Origin of the sequence: Psychrobacter maritimus (assembly GCF_904846345.1) — a bacterium.
Taxonomy (GTDB): Bacteria; Pseudomonadota; Gammaproteobacteria; order Pseudomonadales; family Moraxellaceae; genus Psychrobacter; species Psychrobacter maritimus.
The window spans coordinates 95,089-119,746 of the sequence record NZ_CAJHAJ010000001.1 but is presented as its reverse complement, the minus strand read 5'-3'; the positions used below and the strand labels follow the sequence as shown (position 1 = coordinate 119,746).

Annotated in this window: 21 protein-coding genes; 15 read left to right on the top strand and 6 right to left on the bottom strand. The window is 42.7% G+C overall.

The genetic code is table 11. The features are described from left to right. The first annotated feature begins 97 nt into the window (after nucleotides 1-97). The 9 genes from JMX50_RS00455 (at nucleotide 98) to JMX50_RS00415 (ending at nucleotide 8,368) form a co-directional block, all read left to right on the top strand. Entirely contained in the window at nucleotides 98-835 is a 738-nt protein-coding gene (locus JMX50_RS00455) for a uracil-DNA glycosylase (RefSeq protein WP_201628033.1), read from the top strand. Nucleotides 836-912: 77 nt separating this feature from the next. Beyond that, nucleotides 913-1,464: a tRNA adenosine(34) deaminase TadA gene (tadA, locus tag JMX50_RS00450; protein WP_201628032.1), complete on the top strand. Its 552-nt coding sequence runs from the start codon at nucleotides 913-915 to the stop codon at nucleotides 1,462-1,464. Nucleotides 1,465-1,651: 187 nt separating this feature from the next. Continuing rightward, complete coding sequence (cmk, locus tag JMX50_RS00445) at nucleotides 1,652-2,410, top strand: (d)CMP kinase (RefSeq protein WP_201628031.1); 759 nt, start codon at nucleotides 1,652-1,654, stop codon at nucleotides 2,408-2,410. A 292-nt stretch (nucleotides 2,411-2,702) separates the two neighbouring features. Then, the gene (gene rpsA / locus JMX50_RS00440) at nucleotides 2,703-4,394 is read left to right on the top strand and encodes a 30S ribosomal protein S1 (protein WP_201565441.1); all 1,692 of its coding nucleotides are present in this window, start codon (nucleotides 2,703-2,705) and stop codon (nucleotides 4,392-4,394) included. Nucleotides 4,395-4,648: 254 nt separating this feature from the next. Continuing rightward, entirely contained in the window at nucleotides 4,649-4,954 is a 306-nt protein-coding gene (locus JMX50_RS00435) for an integration host factor subunit beta (RefSeq protein ID WP_183620940.1), read from the top strand. Between the two features lie 279 nt (nucleotides 4,955-5,233). After that, nucleotides 5,234-5,644, top strand: a complete 411-nt coding sequence (locus JMX50_RS00430) for a lipopolysaccharide assembly protein LapA domain-containing protein (protein ID WP_201628030.1) — start codon at nucleotides 5,234-5,236, stop codon at nucleotides 5,642-5,644. Nucleotides 5,645-5,720: 76 nt separating this feature from the next. Continuing rightward, nucleotides 5,721-6,419 carry an orotidine-5'-phosphate decarboxylase gene (gene pyrF, locus JMX50_RS00425; RefSeq protein WP_201628029.1) on the top strand — a complete coding sequence of 233 codons (699 nt, stop codon included), beginning with the start codon at nucleotides 5,721-5,723 and terminating at the stop codon, nucleotides 6,417-6,419. A gap of 214 nt (nucleotides 6,420-6,633) precedes the next feature. Continuing rightward, nucleotides 6,634-7,428, top strand: coding sequence for a metallophosphoesterase (locus JMX50_RS00420; RefSeq protein WP_201565436.1), 795 nt, complete (start codon nucleotides 6,634-6,636; stop codon nucleotides 7,426-7,428). A 103-nt stretch (nucleotides 7,429-7,531) separates the two neighbouring features. Further along, nucleotides 7,532-8,368, top strand: coding sequence for a histidine phosphatase family protein (locus tag JMX50_RS00415; protein ID WP_201565434.1), 837 nt, complete (start codon nucleotides 7,532-7,534; stop codon nucleotides 8,366-8,368). 176 nt (nucleotides 8,369-8,544) lie between these two features. Here the strand turns inward: JMX50_RS00415 and rpsT are convergent, their stop codons facing one another. Continuing rightward, nucleotides 8,545-8,811, bottom strand: a complete 267-nt coding sequence (gene rpsT / locus JMX50_RS00410) for a 30S ribosomal protein S20 (protein WP_010200097.1) — start codon at nucleotides 8,809-8,811, stop codon at nucleotides 8,545-8,547. Between the two features lie 576 nt (nucleotides 8,812-9,387). On the opposite strand from rpsT, the gene JMX50_RS00405 reads away from it, so the two are divergent. The 6 genes from JMX50_RS00405 to JMX50_RS00380 all read left to right on the top strand — a co-directional run bounded on the left by JMX50_RS00405 (nucleotide 9,388) and on the right by JMX50_RS00380 (nucleotide 19,906). Further along, nucleotides 9,388-10,089 (top strand): NAD-dependent epimerase/dehydratase family protein, encoded by a 702-nt coding sequence (locus tag JMX50_RS00405; protein ID WP_201565432.1) that lies wholly within the window; start codon nucleotides 9,388-9,390, stop codon nucleotides 10,087-10,089. 109 nt (nucleotides 10,090-10,198) lie between these two features. After that, nucleotides 10,199-10,714: a ribonuclease E activity regulator RraA gene (gene rraA, locus JMX50_RS00400; RefSeq protein ID WP_227670523.1), complete on the top strand. Its 516-nt coding sequence runs from the start codon at nucleotides 10,199-10,201 to the stop codon at nucleotides 10,712-10,714. Nucleotides 10,715-10,988: 274 nt separating this feature from the next. After that, a complete protein-coding gene (gene mfd / locus JMX50_RS00395; protein ID WP_201628028.1) occupies nucleotides 10,989-14,762 on the top strand; it encodes a transcription-repair coupling factor in 3,774 nt (1,257 codons plus the stop codon). 254 nt (nucleotides 14,763-15,016) lie between these two features. Next, nucleotides 15,017-15,451, top strand: a complete 435-nt coding sequence (locus JMX50_RS00390; protein WP_075100708.1) for an HIT domain-containing protein — start codon at nucleotides 15,017-15,019, stop codon at nucleotides 15,449-15,451. 339 nt (nucleotides 15,452-15,790) lie between these two features. Next, nucleotides 15,791-18,055 (top strand): neutral/alkaline non-lysosomal ceramidase N-terminal domain-containing protein, encoded by a 2,265-nt coding sequence (locus tag JMX50_RS00385; protein WP_227670841.1) that lies wholly within the window; start codon nucleotides 15,791-15,793, stop codon nucleotides 18,053-18,055. Nucleotides 18,056-18,481: 426 nt separating this feature from the next. After that, on the top strand, nucleotides 18,482-19,906 hold the full coding sequence (locus JMX50_RS00380; RefSeq protein WP_201628027.1) for an adenylate/guanylate cyclase domain-containing protein: 1,425 nt from the start codon (nucleotides 18,482-18,484) through the stop codon (nucleotides 19,904-19,906). Between the two features lie 203 nt (nucleotides 19,907-20,109). Here the strand turns inward: JMX50_RS00380 and fdx are convergent, their stop codons facing one another. The 5 genes from fdx to iscU all read right to left on the bottom strand — a co-directional run bounded on the left by fdx (nucleotide 20,110) and on the right by iscU (nucleotide 24,486). Next, nucleotides 20,110-20,448: an ISC system 2Fe-2S type ferredoxin gene (gene fdx / locus JMX50_RS00375; protein ID WP_201565424.1), complete on the bottom strand. Its 339-nt coding sequence runs from the start codon at nucleotides 20,446-20,448 to the stop codon at nucleotides 20,110-20,112. 102 nt (nucleotides 20,449-20,550) lie between these two features. After that, nucleotides 20,551-22,428, bottom strand: coding sequence for a Fe-S protein assembly chaperone HscA (gene hscA / locus JMX50_RS00370; RefSeq protein WP_201628026.1), 1,878 nt, complete (start codon nucleotides 22,426-22,428; stop codon nucleotides 20,551-20,553). 309 nt (nucleotides 22,429-22,737) lie between these two features. Next, complete coding sequence (hscB, locus tag JMX50_RS00365; RefSeq protein ID WP_201628025.1) at nucleotides 22,738-23,331, bottom strand: Fe-S protein assembly co-chaperone HscB; 594 nt, start codon at nucleotides 23,329-23,331, stop codon at nucleotides 22,738-22,740. Nucleotides 23,332-23,471: 140 nt separating this feature from the next. Further along, nucleotides 23,472-23,792: an iron-sulfur cluster assembly protein IscA gene (iscA, locus tag JMX50_RS00360; protein ID WP_149489769.1), complete on the bottom strand. Its 321-nt coding sequence runs from the start codon at nucleotides 23,790-23,792 to the stop codon at nucleotides 23,472-23,474. Between the two features lie 283 nt (nucleotides 23,793-24,075). Then, nucleotides 24,076-24,486, bottom strand: a complete 411-nt coding sequence (gene iscU, locus JMX50_RS00355) for a Fe-S cluster assembly scaffold IscU (RefSeq protein WP_183620927.1) — start codon at nucleotides 24,484-24,486, stop codon at nucleotides 24,076-24,078. Nucleotides 24,487-24,658: the final 172 nt, after the last annotated feature.

Genomic DNA, 24,658 nt, shown 5'->3' with positions numbered 1-24,658 from the left:
AGCCGTTTTTTTTATTGCTAATTATCACGTAGCAGCGCCAATATTTTGCTAATATCAGTGTTAGCGTATCCTGATAACAAATAAAAAAGGATTGATTATGACATTACTTGATGTACAAGCAACAAAGACAGAGGCACAAAAACAAGCTATTTTAGACAATGTACGCTTACCAGAAGACTGGAAAAACGCCTTAGCAGAAGAATTAACTTCTGACAATATGGATAACTTGCGCGCATTTTTAAAGGAAGCCTATCAATCAGACGATAGTATCTATCCACCAGCCCCTTTGATGTTTAATGCGTTAGATTTAACCCCTTTATCACAGGTTAAAGTCGTGATTTTAGGTCAAGATCCTTATCACGGACCAGGACAAGCAATGGGCTTATCATTTTCAGTGCCCAAAGCCATTCCAAAACCACCGTCACTGAATAATTTATTGAAAGAGATGGCAAGTGACATAGGTATCGCGCCGTCAAAACATGGTGACCTGACCTACTGGGCACAGCAAGGCGTATTGTTATTAAATAGCTCATTGACCGTGAGAGAAGGGGAGCCAAATAGTCATCAGAATAAAGGTTGGGAGCAGTTTACCGATGCGGTCATTGATGTGGTCAATGAACAAACAGAGCATACGGTATTTATATTGTGGGGTAGTAAAGCGCAGAAAAAAGGCAAATATATTAATACTGATAAACATCTGATTTTGACGGCTGTACATCCTTCACCGTTGGCTGCTAACCGTGGTGGGTTTTTCGGCTCTAAGCCATTTTCTAAAACCAATGATTATCTACTACAGTATGGTCGAACGCCAATTGACTGGCAGCTGCCACAGTAGCTGTTGAAAATAATCGTCAAAAGTGGTTTTTAAAATAATAGTTCTATTAATATTCAAAATAATAGTTGTCCTGATAAATGAAACATAGACAAACGATAAGCTTGCAGCCTTATCAATTAACGAGCAGCCTGATATCGGCAAGTACCTTTTGGTTGATTGAAGATGTTAAGTGGATGCAAAAAGCCCTTAAGCTTGCCAAACAAGGTGCCGCGCGTGAAGAAGTGCCAGTAGGGGCGATACTGGTGCACAATCAGCAAGTAATTGGGCAAGGATTTAATGAGCCGATTGGACGTCATGATGCCACGGCTCATGCTGAAATTGTCGCTTTAAGAGATGCTTGCATGGGTTTAAACAACTATCGCTTGCCATTACAGACGACGTTATATGTGACTTTAGAGCCGTGTACCATGTGTATTGGGGCGCTGATTCATGCTCGAGTGGATAGACTTGTCTATGCGGCAAGTGAGCCGAGGGCTGGCATGGTTGGCAGTCAAATGGACTTGGCTGCCCAGCCATTTTATAACCATAGTATTCAAGTACATAAAGGCTTATGTAGTGAGCATAGCAGTCAGATGCTAAAGGCTTTTTTTCGTCAGCGCCGCCAAGCGTTAAAAAAGGATAAGCGCTAAAAATAAAAGTGAGCATAAACCATTAACAAGATATTATGCTCATTGCTAGTGATAGGAAGGTTTGTTTGCTATACTATCGCCCTATTTGCTTACGAACACGTTTATTGGCGTGCAAGCGTTTGATAAACCAGTGGAAATTTACGCCATTTGCCATTTTGTAAGCTGTACCGACGATTAAGTGACTGTTATGACTGCTTTTACATCCAATACTAATGATAATAATAGCGACATTTCGTCATTGCGCTATCCGGTTATCTGTATTGATGGTTCAAGTGGGGCAGGTAAAGGCACGGTTACGTGGCGCTTAGCACAAACGTTAGGGTATCAGCTGCTAGATTCAGGGGCGTTATATCGCATTGTTGGTCTAAAGGCATTTGAAGCCGGTTTGCTCAATGTAGATGGCGAGCAAAGTATCGATGAGGCGGCGCTATTAGCATTGACTCAAAGCTTGCAAATAGTTTTTGAGCCTAATAGTGATTCAGGACGCGTGGATATCATTGTTAATGGTACTAAGATTGGCGAGCAAGTACGCAATGAAACTGTCGGTGGTTATGCTTCACGAGTCGCAGTTTATCCAAAGGTACGTCAAGCCTTGCTTAAATTGCAGCAAGATATGGCGACCCAATCAGGATTGGTTGCCGATGGTCGTGATATGGGTACCGTGGTTTTCCCAGATGCCGATGTTAAGGTCTATCTGACGGCAAGTGCCAAAGCCCGTGCTGAGCGCCGCGTGGCACAGCTTTTACAAGCGGGACAAGCTGCCGATTTTGAAGCGATTCTTGCGACGATTAAAGCGCGTGATGATCGTGATGAAAACCGTGCAACGGCACCGTCAAAACCTGCAGAAGACGCGCTGGTTTTAGATAGTTCTAACCTAGACGCTGATGCGGTTTATGAGCTTGTAAAAAAACATTGTCAAGATCAAGGTATTTGCTTTAATCGTTAATAAAAACAACATATTAAGTACTAAAAAGTTTCCTATGGCTTTCATTTTAGTATAAAATTATATAAGTATAAGTAAGACAGTTGTTGCTAATGATTCCGATAGACATCGTATTTATGAAGCTGTATTTATAAAACTGCTTTCATAGAATCGTGTTTAGACATAAGGCGCTTATTAGCAACAAAGGTTTTTTTATATGACTATATAAGATATAAAACCAGTATTTCGTTTTATACAGTCATAAATTTGATCCGTACTGTGCTGGACAGGATACGGCTATACAAAGGTAGACATAATGGAATCATTTGCTGAACTATTTGAAGCGAGCATCGAAGAAACAGGTCTTGATATCGAGCGTGGCTCGGTTATCACAGGTACTGTTGTGGCCATCGATAGCGATTGGATCACAGTAGATACTGGTCTTAAATCTGAAGGTATCGTCGCTCGTGAAGAGTTTTTAAGCGAAGAAGGCGAACTTGAAGTTGAAGTTGGCGATAGTGTCGATGTTGTGGTTGAAGCGGTTGATAACGGTATGGGTCAAACCTTACTGTCACGTGAAAAAGCCAAACGCGTTGAGACTTGGAATTTCCTTGAGAAAATCTCTGACAATGATGAGATCGTTAAAGGTATTATTTCTAGCAAAGTAAAAGGCGGCTTTACCGTTGATATCGGTTCAGTTCGCGCGTTCCTACCAGGTTCATTGGTAGACGTCCGTCCGATTCGTGATACTACGCATCTAGAAGGCAAAGAGCTAGAATTTAAAGTTATCAAACTTGATCAAAAACGTAACAACGTTGTGGTAAGTCGCCGCGCTGTTATGGAAGCTGAAAACTCAGCTGAGCGTGAAGAGCTATTGAACAAGCTTGAAGAAGGTATCGAGATCGAAGGTATCGTTAAGAACCTAACTGATTATGGTGCGTTCGTTGACCTTGGTGGTATTGATGGTCTATTGCACATCACTGACATGGCATGGCGCCGTATCAAGCACCCATCTGAGGTGGTTGAAGTTGGTCAAGACCTAAAAGTTAAAGTACTTAAGTTTGACCGTGAGCGCAATCGCGTAAGCCTAGGTCTAAAACAACTTGGTACTGATCCTTGGGATAACGTTGGCGGCACATACCCAGTCGGTAGTGTGGTTAAAGCACGCGTAACCAACCTAACTGATTATGGTTGTTTCGCTGAAATTTCTGAAGGTATTGAAGGTTTGGTACACGTGTCAGAAATGGATCACACCAACAAAAATATCCATCCATCGAAAGTTGTTCAAGTGGGTGACGAAGTTGAAGTGATGATTCTTGATATCGATGAAGAACGTCGTCGTATCAGCTTAGGTATCAAACAAACTCTAGCCAATCCATGGGATGAGTTTGATAAGAAACATGAGCGCGGTGATAAAATCACTGGTACGATCAAATCTATCACTGACTTCGGTATCTTTATCGGTCTAGACGGTGGTATCGATGGTCTTGTACATCTATCTGATATCTCTTGGAACGAAACAGGCGAAGAAGCTATCCGTAACTACAACAAAGGCGACACCGTTGAAGCAATGGTATTGTCTGTAGATTCAGAAGCCAACCGTATCAGCCTAGGCGTGAAGCAGTTAAGCTCTGATCCATTCAACGAATACCTAGTTAACAATGACCGCGGTGCTATCGTTAATGGTAAAGTAAAAGAAGTAGACGCTAAAGGTGCTACTATCGAGCTTGCTGACGAAGTTGAAGCATATCTACGTGCCTCTGAGATTCAACGTGACCGCGTTGAAGATGCGACTAAGCATCTAACAGTTGGTGATGACGTTGAAGCGAAAATCATCAGTGTTGATCGTAAAACTCGCAACATCAGCTTGTCAATTAAAGCGAAAGACGAAGCTGAAGAGCGCCAAGCGATTAAAGAGCTAAGCAGCACTAGCACTACTAGCACTACTGCCGGTTCTGATGCACAGCCAAAAACTATTGGTGACTTGATCAAAGAACAAATGCAGTAAGCTGTATATTGTTGATATAATTAGTATATAAAAAGAAAGCGACTCCGGTCGCTTTTTTTTGTGATTAAATTTGGGTATGAAGCAAATGCTTAACGATTTCCTGTAAAAGGGGAAACTCTTATTTCCATTTGCGCCAATATCCGCTATCATTTGCAACATTGAGTAACGAGATGTGAACGTAAACCTAAATAGTCATAAAATGACAATTTACCTCACAACCATCTTATCCATTAATCAATAAGGCCAGTGTGATAATGCAGCAAGCAATTAACAAGTCCGAATTTATTAGTAATCTGAGTGCGAATTGTGACAACATGACAGATACCGTTGTCGATGATGCAGTACGCGAAATATTAAATTTGATGACCGATACTTTAGCCAACGACGGCCGAGTAGAGGTGCGCGGCTTTGGTAGTTTTTGTCTCCATCATCGCCGTGCACGTATGGGACGCAACCCTAAAACAGGCGAAAGCGTACCAGTACCTGCCAAAGCCATTCCACATTTTAAACCTGGCAAAGCACTACGTGAAGCCGTCAATGATAAAGTAGCCCACGGTTAGGAACATAAGCAGAATAGTAAGACGTTTAATTTTATAATTATTAAAGTTGCTGATTACTAAGACGTCTTACTATTAAAGTTTTTTCTGATTAAAGAATCTTACTATTAACGATTTTTAAGGTTTAGACTTTTTATCATTAAACCAAAACGAATAAGCTAAGAGATATAAAACCAGTCTTTTTATATAAGAGGCTAGATATTGAAAACCTTTACTAGCAGTCGCTATGGCTGCGTTATTTGCTAAACTGTTCATACTATTCAACACACAAGGATACGTCTGATGCGCATTTTACTGCTGGTATTACTGTTTTTGAGCTTTGCTTATTCGCTAGGTTTAGTATTAGCCAATAATACTGAAGTTGGGGTGAACTTATTATTTTCCCAAGCACCGACGATGAACCTGGGCTTATTGCTGATTCTGTGCCTGATACTCGGCATCATCATTGGTATGCTACTAGCTTTACTCATGTTCCGTGTGCTACAAAATAAGTGGGAAATCTCACGTCTACAAAAATTAAATGCCAATCTGCAAGAGCAGGTGACACAAGCCAATATTGTTATTGACCGTCAAGCAAACGCGCCGTTGGTAGAAGAAGCGGTTTATGGTGCGACAGCGACCAATGTGCAAGATGGTAGCGTCAGCGATGTAGATGATGGTGCAATGTTAACCAAGCAAAAGCGAGATTATTAGTCGGTCAGATGACCATTCTATTTCTAATAGCTCTATATACAATCATTTGATAAACCCGATAGAAAGTGGCACAACTATGAATAACGCAAATACCTCTCCCGTCGTCGTTGCTTTAGATAACATGACGAGAGATGCCTCGTTAGCACTGGCTGACCAATTAGATCCGGCGTTATGTCGCTTAAAGGTAGGTAAAGAGCTGTTTACCCGCTGTGGTCCTGAGATAGTTAGAGCGCTACATCAGCGCGATTTTGAGGTGTTTTTGGACTTGAAATTCCATGATATCCCTAATACCACAGCACAAGCGGTCTTGGCGGCAGCTGAGCTTGGCGTATGGATGGTCAACGTCCATGCAAGTGCGGGCTTAGAGGCGATGTCATTAGCCAAACAACGCTTGTTAGACGGTAATTTTGAAACCTTGCTAATCGCTGTTACCGTACTGACCTCTATGGATAACCAAGCATTGATGCAAACGGGCATCACGGACGACTTAGATGTACAAGTAAGCCGCTTAGCACAATTGACTAAGCAAGCAGGTCTTGATGGCGTGGTATGTTCAGCGCAAGAAGCCAAAACGCTTAAGCAGCTATGTGGTCAAGATTTCAAGCTAATTACCCCGGGTATTCGCCTGTTAGACGACAATGTCGATGATCAAAAACGCATTTGCACGCCGAAACAAGCGTTAAATGATGGCTCTGACTATTTAGTAATTGGGCGCTCCATTACCCAAGCAACAAATCCTGCGGCTAAATTACAAACGATACTTCAAAGTATCTGATTATAGATAGAGCGTCTAAAATTTTATAATCTGTTTTGAGGTTTTTAGCAGCATAACTATGAAAAGACAGCCTAACACGCTGTCTTTTTTACTTTTTGCCAGTTATGAAAAAAGTGCTACACTGGTTAAATTTATGTTGATAGTAAGCCTAGATATAGACAGTTTTTTATCTTCAAGTTTTTGCAAATGGCATGATGGGACAATAGTAAAACCTATGAAATTACAGATTTTAAGTGACTTACATATTGACAGCTATGCTCGTCAGTCGCATCCGCTAGGGCATATCCCGAAAACGGAAGCAGATGTGGTGCTAGTAGCGGGGGACACTGCCAACAGTGATAGTGGTATGCCATGGCTACAAGAGCAAGCAGCGCGCTTACAAGTGCCATTAATTACCATCTCCGGCAATCATGAGTACTTCAACGAAGATGTGCTGCACTTTGATAAGAAGCTTGCGACTTGGGATGATTATAATAGTGAATTAAAACAAGGCGTGCGCGTGTTACAGTGTCAGCATATCGATATTGGCGAGGTGCGAATTCTAGGCTGTACGCTATGGACAGATTATCAATACCAAGCCAACGAAGATACCATGGCAGCGGCTAGGCGTTTTATGCGTGACTATAAGCAAATTTATGCCGGTGGCGAGCTGTTTTCACCTGAAGTATCAATGCAAATCCATGCTGAGCAGCGCCGATGGTTACAGCAAGCATTAATAACTGCTAAAGCACTGGGTAAGAAAACTGTGGTCATGAGTCATCATAGTATCAGCCCGTTATCTGTGTCTGAGAAGTATGCTGAGCTGCCAAGCAATGCCGCTTTTGTCAGTGATTTATCGAGCTGGATGTATGAAGATTGGGCGCCCACGCTTTGGGTGCATGGCCATACCCATGAAGCCTTTGACTATCAAATCAATAAGACGCGAGTCATCGTCAATCCGCGTGCCTATCCGAATGAGGTGAGCAGTACTGCATTAGCATTTGCTTGGGATAAGGTGATTGAGATTTGATAAATCGTCTTAACTAAGCGTTTAAATTTATAAAGATACGCTATATTGCAACTGAACTTATATTTTGTTCATTGATGTCAAAAAATCTGCTACGCTTGCTATCATGAGTAAACTGCCTAATAACACCCTATCAAAACTATCCGCTGCGCAGCGTGCGAGTCACACGCCAAGTGCACCAGCGCCCTCGCACTTACCTGACAGTATGATGTCTTCGGTCGGCTTACTGCCTACGGATAAACGGCTGATTTTATTTACCAGACATTCTTTACGTGAGCGCTCTGACGGTAATGGTTTTGCCAGTTATCAGTTGCCGCTGACCCAAAAAGGTCGCGTCTTAGCCAAGTCTTGGGGGCGCTGGTTGGCAGGACATCTGCCGTATTCGCTCGATGTCGATAGTATCTCAAGCCCGATTGGGCGTTGTATTGATACCGCGCAGCTGATGCAAGCAGGCGCGGGGCTACAACGTGATATCTCGCATCAATCATTATTGGTCGAACCCGGTAGTCTGGTGACTGAACCTGAGATTGCCACTCCCATATTTAAAGAAATTGGCGTGCTCAATTTTATCAATCGCTTTTTACAAGGCAATCTTGAAGGTACCAAAAACGCCTATCAAGGTGGGCTTGATCTTTTATCACTGTTTTACCAAAATCAGCCTGAGCATGGGCATTTAATGCTTGCCGTCAGTCATGATACCTTGTTGTCAGCGTTTTTGGCGGTGATGTTTGATGTGACTGAGATTGATTGGAATGACTGGCCAAAGATGATGGAAGGGGTGTTCTTGTGGTTTGATGATAAGCCATTTGAGCAGGCCAGTGCTTATTTCGTCTGGCGCGGTGAAGTTTATGTGCGCCCGATTCATACTTTGCTTGACAGTTACCGTGCGGCCGGCTTTCATCCTAATAAATTGCTATTGCCACCAGAAGTAAAATGGACCTAAGTGTTTTTTGCTAAACATCATTTTCTAAAACTGTTAAACACTTTTAAGCAGTTATAAATGATAAATGAAGTGATAAATAAACAGGCATAAAAAAACCTTGCCCCAGTATTAGAACTGGTAACAAGGTTTTAGTCATCACACTATAAAAGTGCAATGCGGTCTAAACGCAACCAATCTTAAGCTTGTAAGCCTTTGATGGTTTTGTTTAGGCGGCTCTTACGACGAGCAGCTTTATTCTTATGAATAATACCTTTGTCAGCCATACGATCAAGAACCGGTACCGCTTTTTTGTAAGCTTCGGTAGCCGCGTCATAATCTTTAGCAGCGATAGCCGCGTCAACACGTTTTAGATAAGTACGAACCATAGAGCGTTGTGACGCAGAGTTCTGACGACGTTTGGTGTTTTGACGGGCGCGTTTACGAGCTTGTGCAGTATTAGCCACGCGTATCTCCTTGATAAAGACAGATAAAAATATGAATGTTGATTGCAATAATAATGGGTTTAACAATCATCGGTGACGAGCAGCCTCTCGCCAAACATGATGTCGATGTCTGATATTAGAATACCTATCTGTTATTAAAGGCACCTAAATTAGTAATAGATCATCGCAAGCGCCAGAACTGTTTGGAATAATTAAACAGCGTTGACGTGTAAAGCCGGTTATCTTAGCAAATTATTGCGCTTAGAACAATATATTTGATGATTAATGCGTAAAAGAAGTTATGCTAGCACACGGATTGCTGGTTTTTAGGGTGGTTAATAAGCGTTTTATTAAGCAAACGAGCAAAATATCTAGCAAAAGTGGCGGCTTAAAACGACTGATTGGTGCAATCAATTTGATGGCGGATAAAATCTCTTACAATAAATTGTGTAGAATAGCGTCAGTTATCTCTGAATTTAGGTATGATACCTATGATACAAAGGGCAAAGACGTTAGTGAAAAGCGTTGATGATAAGCGTTTACCCCTCATCTTTCTTCTTATTATACATATTCCAACATTATATAAATGGATAGGCTATGCAGCGAAAAGCAATTGTGATTGGCGCAACAGGATTGGTCGGGCAGCATCTTGTTAAGCAGCTTAGTGAGCTTTATGACACGTTAATTGTGATTGCACGGCGACCGCCTCGCTATATCAATGCCAGTATGCGCTTTTATCAGGTCAATGATTTCGATAACTTGGCTGAAATATTTGCCAGCGTTGGCGCTGATAATAAGACAGATGCTTTCAGCTGCCTTGGTACCACCAAAAAGCAAGCGGGTAGTGATGAGGCTTTTCGAAAAATCGACCATGATTATAATGTCAATTTTGCCAAACTCTGCCAAGAAAAAGGTGTTGAGAACTTCTTTTTATTGTCCTCAATGAATGCGGACATCGACAGTCGCTTTTTATACAATCGGGTCAAAGCGGAAACTGAGCAGTCTATTATGGCGCTAGGTTTTAAGCAGCTGGTGATTCTGCGTCCTTCTTTATTGCTGGGCAAGCATAAAGGTCGCCCGCTTGAAAGTATTGGTCAAAAAGCGTTTAAACTCATCTCGCCTTTGGTCTCAGAGTCATTATCCTTGCATCCTATTTCTGCAAAGCGCGTTGCCAGTGCGATGGCAATGAGTGCACATGATGTTTATCAGCGTAATAAATACCGTAATGAGCCTGCGATTCAAACCACAGATATCATCGAAAATAAGCAGATGCTAGCGATGACTAAAGTTAAAAAATAGCCTAAGCATCCAATTAAAAACACTTAAAATTAAAACTCAGTCATAAATGATTTAACATAAATAATTTAATCATACACAACAAGGAGCGTCAGACATGTCAGAATCGACCATGAATAAAGAGAACTTTGTGACTTGTGATTTATTGGATGCCAATCCTGAATCACAGGTATGTTTGCCTAATATCGAAGGCAAGTCTTTTTATAGCTTTGGTGGCAAAGACAGATTTTGCGGTGAAATCGTGACGGTGAAATGCTTTGAAGACAATAGCCGCGTAAAATCGTTATTAAACAGCGATGGCAAAGATAAAGACGGTAATGGCAAAGTATTGGTCGTTGACGGCGGTGGTTCGATGCGTTGCGCGTTGCTCGGCGATATGATTGCGCAATCAGCGATTGATAATGGCTGGGCGGGGGTTGTGGTTTATGGCTGCGTGCGTGATGTTGATGATATGGCAGCAATGGACATCGGTGTTATGGCGCTCGGCTGTATCCCGCGTAAATCAAACCGCCGTGACGAAGGTCAAACCGATCTTGAAATCAGCTTTGGTGATTTAACGTTAAATTCTGGTATGTTTGTTTATGCAGACAATAACGGCATTATCGCTAGCGACAAACCATTAATTTAAAAACAGCTTATAATTTAAAAACAGCTTATAATTTAAAAACAGCTTATAATTTAAAAACAGCTTAATGCATATAACTCAAAAACCTCAGCTTAACCGTTGAGGTTTTTACATTTACTCATCCTGTCTTTATATACGAATATAAGTTTTATCAACTATTTGGCTATTGGTTTTTTCATAAGAATGCTAAGTGACAAACCGTTACGGCATAAATTTTGGTAATTGCTGAAATATTCGTATAATAGCTTTCTGACTCTTAACGTTGACCCTATTCTTTATGCCTATCACTGCTTTGACTGACGCCTTTGAACCGATTAACCAGCAGTTGTTTCCTATCCAGAATGCCCAGCGCCGTTGGCTGGCACCTGTGCATGGGGCAGTCAGTAGTTTGTGGCTGGCAAGTCTGGTGCAAACATCGCTATGGAATGTTGCCGACCGTCTAAAGGTTGTGGTAACGCGTGACCAAAACCAGCTTAATCAGATAGAAACAGAATTGGCATTTTGCGGCGTCGATGCTTATGTATTCCCTGATTGGGAGACATTGACCTATGATGAGCTGTCACCGCATCAAGATATCGTCAGCGAACGTATCAATCTATTAACCGATATGCCAACGTCAGGCGTGCTGCTCATCTCGGTACAGGCACTCATGCATCGGGTCGCACCGCCAAGCTGGCTGATAGGTCAGCATTTTGATTTGAGTGTCGGTGATAGATTCGATATCAATACCCAACGTGGCTTACTGGCAAAGGCAGGCTATCGCGCCGTTGAGAACGTCTTTGAGCCGGGCGAATTTGCCGTACGCGGTAGCATCATTGACATCTTTGCCATGGGTCAGCCGTTTCCGCTACGCCTAGATTTGTTTGACGATGAAATTGAAACCATCCGCTTTTTTAACCCGCAAACCCAGCGTACACTGACCGTCGATGACCTCAAAACCATGATGAGCGGCAACGATAGCAGCATGGGTAAAGAGTCATTGTCGCTACTGCATAAACTGCCAGATATCTCAAAGCCCATTAAGCAGTTTCAAATACTACCAGCAAAAGAGTTTCCGCTTGATGAAGGGCGGGAGACGTTTCGCACCAACTTTGCTGCTATGTTCCCTAATACCAGCAGCCGTAAGTTTGAACTGCACAAAGATGTCATGGCGGGTATCGCCAGTAGTGGACTTGAATATTATCAGCCGCTATTTTTTGACTTAAAGGATTGGGAAGCTGAGAGTAGTTTATTTGCTTACTTACCAAGCGATGCACTATTTATCACAGATGAGCTGATTAACGAAAAACAGGCAGATTATTGGTCACAGATTCAGCGCCGTTATGAAGAACGTCGTCATGATATTGATAAACCCATCGTCGCGCCTGAATTATTGTATTTATTATCAAATACTTTAAACGAGCACCTCAATCATTATCCACGGGTGATACTCAGTGCGCGTAATGAATTGGCTACCATGACCGATGTCGCTGCAATTGATAGCGATGCTTCGTTATTAGAAGATGCGTCATTGTTAGCAGACAAATCATTGCTGGAAGTTGAAGAGCAGCCGGATTCTCAGCCACAACTGCCGCTTGTGCCGAGTAAGCAGCAAGGCTTGGTGACGTTAAGTGCGCAAGAGCCGCCGCAATTATCAGTCAATCATCAAAAAGCTGAGCCACTTACTGAACTGTTAGAATTTTTAGCGCTGCAAGCGCAAACAGCAACACCTGTATTGATTGTCGCTGAAACAGCGGGTCGCCGTGAGATTCTCATCGAGCTGTTTAAAAGCAAAATCGATATCAAAGCTTATGACAGCTTTGAGGCGTTTTTAGCAGCGGATAAACCTACTGGTCTTAATGCTAAAAAGCTGCCACAGGTTGGACTCACGGTTGCACCCATTGAGCGCGGGGTTTATGTTCCTGAACGTTTGGTATTAATTAGTGAAACGCAGTTATTTGGTCGGCAAGTGCTGCAAACGCGTCGCCGTCGTCAAAGCGGTGTGTCAGAAGAGTTTTTGGTTAAAAGTGTCACCGAGATAACCGAAGGTAGCCCAGTGGTGCATATCGAGCATGGTATCGGACGTTATCACGGGCTGATTACGCTAGATGTCGGCGATGGTGAACAAGAATTTATTCATTTGAAATATGCCGATGATGCCAGTATTTATGTACCGGTTGCCAATTTACAGATGATTAACCGTTATAGCGGCGGTGATCCTGCGCTTGCGCCATTGCATAAAATTGGCAGCGGTAAATGGGATAAAGCCAAGCAAAAAGCCCTCGAGCAAATCCATGACGTGGCGGCTGAGCTACTTAATATGCAGGCGCGTCGTGAAGCCAAAGTTGGTATTCATTTTAAAATAGATTCATCACAGTACGAGCTGTTTGCCAGTCAATTTGCTTTTGAAGAAACGCCCGATCAAGCCAATGCTATCCATGCGGTGATGGAAGACATGAGACAGAACCAGCCGATGGATCGCCTTATCTGCGGTGATGTCGGCTTTGGTAAAACTGAAGTGGCTATGCGCGCGGCGTTTATCGCGGTTAGTGCGGGCTATCAAGTGGCAGTATTGGTGCCGACAACCTTGCTAGCCGGTCAGCATGAAGATAATTTCCGCGACCGTTTTGCTGATTGGCCAGTGCGTATCGAAACGCTATCGCGCTTCGGTGGCAAAAAACATCAAGAGACGGTATTGGCTGATTTAGCAGCTGGCAAGGTTGATATCGTTATCGGTACGCATAAACTATTACAGCCTGATGTGAAATTTTCTAATTTAGGTTTGATGATTGTCGATGAAGAGCATCGCTTTGGCGTGCGTCATAAAGAGCGTATTAAGGCGATTCAGACCGATGTGGATAGTATGTCGATGACTGCGACGCCCATCCCTAGAACGCTTAATATGGCGCTCTCGGGTATGCGTGATATGTCGATTATTGCCACGCCACCGGCACGTCGTTTGGCTATTAAAACCTTTGTCATGCAAAAAACAGAAGCCCTAATGAAAGAGGCTATCTTGCGTGAGCTACTGCGTGGCGGGCAAGTTTATTTATTGCATAATGACGTGGCAAGCATTGAGCGTATGGCAGAAACCATACGTGAGCTGGTTCCTGAGGCGCGAGTAGGGGTTGCTCATGGACAAATGCAAGAGCGCCAACTTGAACAAGTCATGCAGCAGTTTTATCATAAAAAGTTCAACGTGCTAGTCTGTTCGACCATTATCGAAACCGGTATCGATGTACCCAATGCCAATACCATTATCATTGAGCGCGCCGATAAGTTTGGCTTGGCGCAATTGCATCAGCTACGTGGTCGTGTTGGCCGTAGTCATCACCAGGCTTATTGTTATCTGCTAGTACCTTCTATCAAAGGTCTTAAAGGCGATGCTAAGCGCCGCTTACATGCGATTGAGCGCGCTAATACACTGGGCGCAGGCTTTATGCTGGCAAGTGAGGATTTAGAGATTCGCGGTGCTGGTGAGATACTTGGTAAGCAGCAAAGTGGTAATATGCAGGCGATTGGCTTTAGCTTATATATGGATATGCTAGAGCGAGCGACAAAAGCGATTAAAGCTGGTAAAGAGCCTGATTTAAGCACACCTTTATCGTTAACTAGTGAGATTAACCTGCATAGCTCGGCGTTGATACCAGAAGATTATTTACACGATGTGCATCAGCGCTTATTATTTTATAAACGCATCAGTAATGCCGATGATAAAGAGGCATTGACCGATATCCGTACCGAAATGATCGACCGTTTTGGTGTATTACCCGATCAAACCAAGCAGTTATTCGCCATTCACGGACTGCGTATACAAGCTGAGCCGCTAAAGATTAATAAGATTGATGCCAATAGTAATAGCATGACGTTAGAATTTGCACCTGATACGCCGGTCGATGCCTTAGCGATTATTAAATTGATTCAGAGCAATGGGCAGCGCTATCGTATGAATGGTGCCTCTGGCATTCGTTATCAGGATGCCGATAAACTGGCAACCCCGCAGCAGCGCGTCAGCTCAATTCAAGAGCTGTTACGCTATTTTAGTGAGCATATGGTGGCAGAGTCAGCTTAGCTTCATTGATTTATATTTTTAAACTGAACAGATTCGCTAAATAATTTAAATAAGGTCAATGTTGCATTCTAAGACAATCAGTCATGGCGCTATTTTATCGGTTGGATAACTGATAAAATAGCGACACCCTATATTTAGCCTACTATTTTTTATAGCACAATGTTTTTAAGCGTATTATTTTTTAGTAAATTAAATTCTGCTTTTCTAGATTTCCATTCCTTTTATCTAAGCGTCATAACAAGAGAACCGTCATTATGTTCCAACTTCATCATAAGCTTGCTGCTGATAGTTTTTTAGTGGGTGATTTCCCATTATCGACCTGTCGTTTAATCAATGATTGTCAGTTTCCTTGGTTGATATTGGTGCCGCGGGTATCAGGTATCAAAGAGTTATATGAGCTATCTGAGGCTGACCAAGCGCAGTTTTTGCGTGAATCGAGCTGGTTATCAAGCCAATTGGCCAAGACCTTCCAAGCCGATAAAATGAACGTGGCAGCACTCGGCAATCAAGTACCGCAGTTACATTTTCATCATATCGTTCGCTATCAAAACGACATGCAGTGGCCGAATCCAGTATGGGGCGTGCCAGCTGTGCCTTATACCAAAGAAGTATTGGCGCAGATGCAGCAGACATTGATGATGGCATTACGTGGTCACCATCAAATGCCGTTCGATTGGCAAATGCAGTAAAACTTGAGCAGTAAAATTTAAAATGAACTAATTATAATTTTGCATTTAAATGTTCTGTTCCAAACGATTTTTATCTAAATACATTTGTTTAAACAAAGTGTAAAGCCAGATTTAATGATGGTTTAAGTGGTTTTAACCATAAAGTGTTTTACATTTGTCTGTTATTCATTATATTAGAGAGTGGGTTGGTTAAATGGATATAGCCAACTTATCTACTCGCAGCCGTTTTTTGCGTATTAATCAGTATGCTTGATTTAACGCATTTAAAACGCTTCGAGGTACTTAATCTTAGATTGGAAGCTTTCAGTCTAAGATTTCACTCTATGTTAAGGATAACAAATGGCTACTTCCTCTATTGCACCTCCATTATTACGACCTTCTATGTTACTCATCTCTATTTGTACCGTCGCTCTCGGTTTAACTGCCTGCGAGACAGATTCAACGGGGTCAGCTTTAGTACAGGCTGACTCAATACAGTCGGCATCCGTGCAGTCCGATTCAGTCCCGTCTGATTCAGGGCAAACCATTACCGAAAATATAACCTCCTCATCAGACAGCTCTGTTACGTTAAATCGTAGCGCTTCTGCGATGTCTATGAGAGCAATGCCGACAAGTCAGTATCTCGTTGGTAGTGGTAAGGCAGATATCACCGGTGCGGCTGCCGAAACCGGTATGTTTGGTTATGCCTCTGGGCAGGTTGTGCAAGGTATTAATGACCGCTTATATTCTCATGCCTTTATTATAGGAGAGGATACGAATAGTCAAAATCAAGGTAAACGCGTCGTTTATGTCTCAGCAGATATGGGCGCGATGTTCACCGCGGTAAAGCTTGAGGTCATCAAGCGCTTAAAAGCAGATTATGGCGAATTATATAATGATGATAATGTCATGCTTACTGCTACTCACACTCACGTCGGCAATGCTGGCTACTCGCATCAACAGTTATATCAAATTGCCAGTACCGACGACACGCTATCAGGCTATAGCAGCCAAAACTTCAATGCTATCGTCAATGGGATTGTCACCTCGATTAAGCGTGCTCATGACACTTTGACACCGGGGACGCTATCTTTGGCGCAAGGCGAGCTAAAAGGTGCGACACTTAATCGCTCAGAATTTGCCTATAACAATAATGCCGATGCAAAAGACTTTGATAGTAATGTTAATGAAACCATGACTCAGCTGCGCCTAAATGCTGCCGATGGCACGCCAGTAGGTCTGATTAATTGGTTTGCCTTGCATCCGACCAGCTTTAGTAATCAGTTTATGCATCTCAGCGCTGATAATAAAGGTTTTGCCCAGCGCGGTGCTGAAAAGATTTTCGGTGGAAATGCAGATAAGCCCTTTGTTGCAGCTTTTGCCAATGCTGATGAAGGTGATGTATTAGCCGCAGGTGGTAATGCCAACTCAAAACCTGGCTATCAAGGCAGTGATAATGAGTGGGAAAATGTCAGGCGTGATGGACAACTGCAGCTTGATAAGGCGGTTGAGCTTTGGAATCAAGGTGTGCCGGTTGCTGGGCCAGTAGACGTACGCGCCCGTTGGGTCAATTTAAAGGGCTATCAAGTCGATGGTAAATTCACCAATGGCGCAGGCAATAAAGTCTTATGTATGCCAGCCCGCGGTTACTCGTTTGCTGCTGGCGGCGAGAATGGCCCATCGAACATACCGGGTATGTATGAGGGCATGACACGAGAAAACTTCCGCATTAATGATGATATTAATAAAGTAGACCAATCTTTCCTAGGAAGTTTGACGCGCGGCGCCTTTGGTATTGTTTCAACCGTCAGCCAAGATGAGTGTCAGGCTGAAAAACAGGTGTTATTACCGACTGGCAGTTGGGGCTGGATTAATACTGAGCAACCCGTTCAGCTCATGCGTATCGGTAATATCGCCATCGTTGCTATTCCTGGTGAGCCGACGACCATGGTCGGGCGACGGATGCGCGCTGCCGTGCTGGCGCAGCTAAAGGATTCAGGCGTAGATACCGTTATCATTAATGGCTTGGCCAATAACTATAGCGGCTATTTGAGCACGCGTGAAGAGTTCGCCACCCAACATTACGAAGGGGCATCTACTGAATATGGCCCTTATCAAACAGCTGCTTATATACAAGAATATACCCAATTGGCCGAAGCGCTACGGGATGGCATAGAGGTTTATGACAGTGCCACACCGCCTGATCGCTCAGCTAAGTCATTTAATGAGCGTCCGGGTGTGGTATTTGATGATAAGCCTTTAAAACAAGCTTGGGGACAAACGCTCACTCAGCCTAAAGCCAGTTATCAAAAAGGTCAGGTTGCTACGGCGGTATTCCGCGGTGCTCATCCTAAAAACAATCTACGGACCGAAGACAGTTTTTTAAAGGTGCAGCGTTTTGAGAATGGCCAGTGGGTCGATTATCTGAGTGATAGCGACTTTGAGACCACCTATACTTGGAAGCGTGAAGGGGCAGCTTATAGTAAAGCTATTATCGATTGGCGAATCAGCACTGACACCCCAGCGGGTACGTATCGATTGACCCATCAAGGCGATTGGAAAAGTGGTTGGACACGTAAAATAAAGCCGTATTCAGGCGTTTCTAATAGCTTTATCGTTCAGTAATAAATTTTATTATGTTTTTATAAATTCACTTTCCACTTAATCTTTATGTATAGAAAAGCCAGATAGTAGTTATCTGGCTTTTTGGTCTTTATTTCTTGCTATGTATTCTTGTGTCTTTTAAGAATGTTAATTCAAACCAGAGCTACTAAGCTTTGGATTTAAAGAGCTTTTTAGGCAAATGAGCGATAAGTGGTATACTTTTTCCTACCAGTGACCTAGGTGCTATGGCAATAAAGCAGTATAATGTATAGATTTACTATCTAATTATATTATCAGTGGTTTATAAAGATGAGCGTTAGTGATCAATCTTTTATCACGAAATAGGGGCTGCTTAATAAGGGCTACCTAAAACCTCAATGATAATATGAGCGTTATTTTAATGTTCATTAAAATTTCTGATGGTTTTTCTTTAGGCGAATAGCGACCATGGCATTTTTAGAAACCTCAAGCGCAAAGATTCCGCTACAGGATGGTAATAGCAATGCCTATCGCTTTGACTATCCGGAAATCTACGTTTTAATACTGACGGTTATATTACTCGCTGTACATTTTAATTTTAGTCCGACTTCAATGGCGCTGGTGGTCATCGTCTGTCTGCCGAGCTTAATGCTTTTAATTTATAACTATCGTCGCCAAACCAGTTTTTGGACCTCGAACATTGTTATTATCTTATTATCGGCGGTCATCGGCTCGATACAGTTTTGCCCAATTATCTCGCTCAGCTTATCGGCGCTCATCGGCTTGCGAGTTATTCTTAGCAGTCCGGAAAACCATCTAAAACTCATAGCGGTTTCCGTAGTCACTGTCATCATTTTTTATTATGTGAGTGTCACCTTAAGTAGCGCTCAGATAGATTGCCACGAAGGCTTGATTACCCCCGTTATCTTATTGGCCAGTATGCTTGTGCTATTGTGCCATTTTCGCCACGTTTATCATGACTATATAAACTATGAAGCACGAGCGCAGCAAGCGGTTGGGCGTCTAAATACCATGGTATCTGTGATTAATAAGTTAACCCGCTTTGTGCCGCTGCAAGTCTGGGAGCCAATTGTAAAATCTGACAGTCCCGTTAATGTCGATAATAAACGTGCCAAGCTGACGATTATGTTTTCAGATATTGTCGGCTTTACCGAACTGTCTGAGAGTTTGAGCGCAGACAATTTGGCTGATATCTTAAATACCTATATGCACTGTATGACCTTAATTGCCAATAAGCATGGCGCGGTATTGGATAAGTTTATTGGCGATGGTATGGTGTGTTTTTTTGGCGAACCAAACAGCCGCGGACCGCGTCAAGATGCACTAGACTGCGTGGCAATGGCCATAGATATGCGCCGTGAGATGCGCACCTTGCGGCAAAAATGGCGCTTGTTGGGCTTTGAGGGTTTGTATATTCGTATCGGTATTACCACAGGCTACTGTCATGTTGGTAACTTTGGTAGTAATAGCCGCCTAAGCTATACCCTCATTGGTAAAGAAGCCAACCTAGCATCAAGGCTTGAGGCGGTCGCTGGCAAAGGACAGATATTTATCAGCGACAGTACCTATGATTATATCTCGCATGATTACGACTGCGAATATGCTGGTGCTTTTCAGCTTAAAGGTTTTGATAAAAAAATAAACGCTTGGCAAGTACTTGATCCTGACGAGAATAAAGGTCAGTTATCAAAGTGGGTTGACCACACCTTACCGGGCTTTAATTTGCATCTGAATTTTAGAGATATGCAAGACAATGATTATCAGGATATCAGAAATCGCTTAAATCTGGCGCTGGCGCGTATTGAAAAAGAAGAGCAGACGATAGCGCTTGAGATGTTAGAGGCAAGTAAGCAAGAAAACAATCGTCATTAATAAGCGCAGAATGAAACCGATTTGAGTGATTTGTAGAAATGAATGTTTATAGCATGACAGTTAAATTTGCACGCAGGATTACTAGAAGTAAAAATAGAAAAAGCCAGTTATGATAAATAACTGGCCTTTTTAGTCTACTGTCAGCGTGTTTTCAACTAAATGAGCTTGGATAATCAAGCTAAGTCATAAAACACTACAAGTATTTAATGGTTTTCTTTGGCATGGTTTAGGGTGTACTTAGGAATCTCGATGGTTAAATCTTCATCATCAAGCATGACCTGACACGATAAGCGCGAATCAGGTTCCAAACCCCAAGCGCGGTCTAGTAAGTCGGCTTCGATATCGTCCATCTCATCTAAGCTATTAAAACCTTTACGGACCACCACATGACAAGTCGTACAAGCTTTTGACATCTCGCAGGCATGCTCAATCTTGATGCCTTTTTCTAGCAGCGCTTTACATAAGTTGCTGCCTGCCTCTAGTTCGACTTCAGTACCTTCAGGGCAAATTTCATGATGGGGTAATATAGTAATTTTTGGCATAAGTTATTTGTCCGCTGCTAATCAATTAAAAAAATAAAAAGGGTCAGCCTAGTTCAACTGCTAGGTAATTTTCTTAGGCGTATATATTATTAATGGTATCTGCTACCAATCTTGGGCACTGGTGCCTGCCATACTGGCTTTAACACTTTGATTCATAATGCGGGCGGCAAAGGCATCACTGTGGGGCTTTAACTTGGCTTGTTTGGCTTCGATAATGGCTAAATCATTAGTGTTAAGCGCGCTTTGCAGGTCTTGCATGGTTTGCGCCAATGACTGCTGCTCTTCAGCTGACACTAATGCTGCAAACTCGTTAAGCGCCGATTGTAGTGCCAATAATTCACGTTCAGCTTCTACTTTGGTCTCAATTAAAGAGCGCGCATTTTTATCTTCTTCAGCGTATTTAAAGCCTGCAATCAATAGCTGCTCTTTTTGCTCATCAGACAGACCATAAGATGGCACAATTTCGATTTTACTTTCAGTCTTAGTGGTGGTTTCTTGCGCACTGACGGTTAGCTGTCCGTTGGCATCAATACTAAAGGTCACCTCAATACGTGCAAAGCCTGCTTTCATCGGTGGAATACCGTATAGCTCAAAGCGTCCAAGTGAGCGGCAGTTATCGACCGTCTCACGCTCGCCTTGTACCACATGGATGACCATGCCGGTTTGACCATCTTGATAAGTGGTAAACACTTGGCGTTTTTTGACTGGAATAGGGGTGTTACGCGGAATCAATACTTCAACCAACCCGCCCATGGTCTCAAGGCCGAGCGATAAAGGTGTCACATCAAGTAATAACAAGCCATTATCACTATCGCCATTGACCAATTGATGCGCAGTTTGTGCCGCACCTAAAGCGACGACTTCATCTGGATTCAAGCGGCAAAGCGGCTCTTTAGCAAAAAAGTCTGCAACCACTTGCTGAATTGCTGGCATACGCGTAGAACCACCGACCAAAATCACTTCATCTAAATCAGCGGCAGATAACTTGGCATCACGTAGTACTTGCTCGCAGACGCTCAACGTACGGCGACTGACAGGCTCTGCAATCGTTATTAAATCTTTGCGACTTAAGGCGCCTTTATAAGATTGCTCATTGACCACAATGTCGATATCGACTTGTTCAGCATCCGTCAATGCTTGCTTATAGCGCTTAGCTTGTTGCGCGAGTATTGATTTGTCATGCAAGCTTACGTCTTTGGGGTCGATGTTTAATTGCTTAATCAGCCAATTGGTCAATAAGCGGTCAATATCATCACCGCCAAGCGCACTATTGCCGCCCGTGGCCAACACTTCAAATACGCCATCGCTTAGCTTTAAAATAGACACATCAAAAGTACCACCACCCAAATCATAGATTAAGTAGTAGTTTTCAGTATCGTCATCGGTAGGTTGGTCGAGACCGTAAGCGACTGCCGCAGCGGTAGGCTCATTTAATAGGCGTAATACATTGATACCTGCCGCCTGTGCTGCATCTTTAGTGGCTTGACGCTGTGCTTCATCGAAATAGGCTGGCACAGTAATCACCGCACCCTGTATGCTTTCATCGGGCAAGGCACTTGCGGCACGTTGCTCTAGCGCTGCTAAAATACGCGCTGAAACCTCAACAGGAGATACTTCCCCTTGCGCCGTCACAAACGCTGGCATCGCATCTTTGCTGCCACTTAACTCATAAGGATGAGAGAATTTAATATCTGCTTGGCTACGACCCATAAAGCGCTTAGCCGAGATAATCGTATTTTTTGGATCATCTGCTAAGTGAGCAAGGGCATCATAGCCAACCACTGGATTACCTGAACTTGGATAGTAGACCACAGACGGTAACAAAGTATCTGTCGTTGTCGCTGCTTGCAAAACTTGCGCCTTGCCTGAGCGTACCACAGCGACCAGTGAGCGCGTGGTACCAAGGTCGATTCCTAGACCAAAACGATGCTGGTGAGGTTGGGCACTTTGATTGGGTTCGGCAATTTGCAATAAAGACATAAGAAAACTCAAAGATAAAATGAATAAGTGAAATGGAACAAAGGCAATATATGGGCGACTATCATTTAACCGCTGTACTATTAACTGCTATTAATAATCTAATTGCTATTAATAATCTAATTGTTATTAATAATCAAAAATAGTTAAACGTAGGCGTTTAAAAACATACGGACTTAGAAAGCCATGGTAAAAATGTTAGTTAAAAGGCAGTTAATGTCTGCAATTATACGGGATAGCAGCAGTCATTTTAACCATACCCTCATATAAACTTGTCACTCGTAAAGTTAAACAGTGCTACTTAGCATGACGTTAAACGTATAAGTCATCATCGTCTAAATGCTCAGCAGACGCGACTTCATCAAGTCCTGTGGTCACATCGGCATCTAACTTGACTAGGAATTTTAACTTTTGCGTGGCGTCAATCGCCGTTTGCCAGTCTTGGTTTTGGTAAGCGGTGTTAAAGCGCTCTGACTGTTTGGCTAAACGCTCAGTAATCTGCGGGTGTAGCTGCTGCAATGCTGCCAATTCTTTAGCTTCAATCGCCTCATCTAAGTCAATACGCATTTGCATGGCATCTTCTAAGAAGTCTAAATCGGCAATAGAATGCTCCAAATTTTGGGCTTGACCTGCGATATCTAACAAATAGCTGGCACGACTATCGGGCACACTTAGCATTTGATAAGCTTGGTTAATAAGCGCTGATGCCTGCTCTGATTGTTGCTTAGCTTGCGCGCTATCTGCCGCATCTTTATCATTTGCTACCGATAAGTTATCCGGATGATAGCGTTTTTGTAGCAGACGCAGCTGCTGATCAAGATGTTCTTGATTGACCGCAAATTGTACAGGTTGTTCAAATAGGGCAAAGAAGTTATCAAACTGTGCTTCTGAGGTGATGTCTGTCATATCGTCTGCCTTCATTTCTATTTATTATTGTGAGGACTTTACTGTTTTAATGGTTGTTTTAAATAGTGATTTCTAATAACTCAGTATTTAAGCGCTAATCGCTTGAGTGTCAATCGTTTAGCGCACTCTCGTTTAAGTCTTTATACCGTAAACGATTCACCGCAGCCACATTCACCTTTTTGATTGGGGTTGGTGAATTTGAAGCCTTCGTTAAGACCTTCTTTTTCATAATCCATCAATAAGCCATCTAAATAGACCAAACTTTTAGGGTCAATAAAAATATTAACGCCAAGGCTTTCATAACGGGTGTCATTTTCGTCAGGTGTGTCAACAAACTCTAAGACATAAGCCAAGCCTGAGCAACCCGCTGTGCGGATACCCACTCGAATGCCTTCACCTTTACCGCGATTGTCCAAAAAATCTCGAACATGCTGAGCGGCGCGTTCTGTCATTTCAATCATGCCAACTCCCATTGACTCTCAAAATCGATAATAATAATTCACGCAAAATACTTATTTTGTGTAGAGCTTAGTACGAATAAAGCGTTGCGAGTAATACATTGCCAATAAAGCGTTAAAAAATAAATAAAAGGTGACAATTACATGAGCGTTATTGTCACCTTATTAGCGTTAGTAGCTTCTAACGTTACTGCTCATGGCTTTTACTAAAATACTGCTATTAAAGTATTGCTGCTAAAATATGGCTACTAACGCTCATTACATTAATAAGCGCATACGCTCTAAATTAGCTGGTTGCTTCTTCAGTTACCGCAGCAGCGCTATGTTTGCCTTTATAGTCGCTAATCGCGGCTTTAATGGCGTCTTCTGCAAGTACAGAGCAATGCACTTTTACTGGTGGCAATGCCAATTCTTCAGCAATGTCCATATTTTTAATCTCGCCAGCTTGATCCAAGCTTTTGCCTTTTAGCCACTCGGTGACGAGTGAGCTTGACGCAATTGCTGAACCGCAGCCATAGGTTTTAAAGCGTGCATCTTCGATGATACCGTTATCATCGACTTGGATTTGTAGACGCATCACATCGCCACATGCTGGCGCACCAACCATACCTGTACCAACGTTTTTGGCATTTTTGTCAAGATTGCCGACGTTGCGTGGGTTTTCGTAATGATCAATAACTTGGTCACTATAGGCCATGGGATTTTCTCCTAGTTAGATGATGAGTAAGCATTTAGACGATGAAACTGAATTAGTCACTTACTAACGCTAAATGGTTGTCTACTCATCGATAATTGGGGTCAAACATGTCGTTCATAAAACTGTATTTATAAAAACTAAATGTATGACTATCTAATTAATGGTTCAGCTA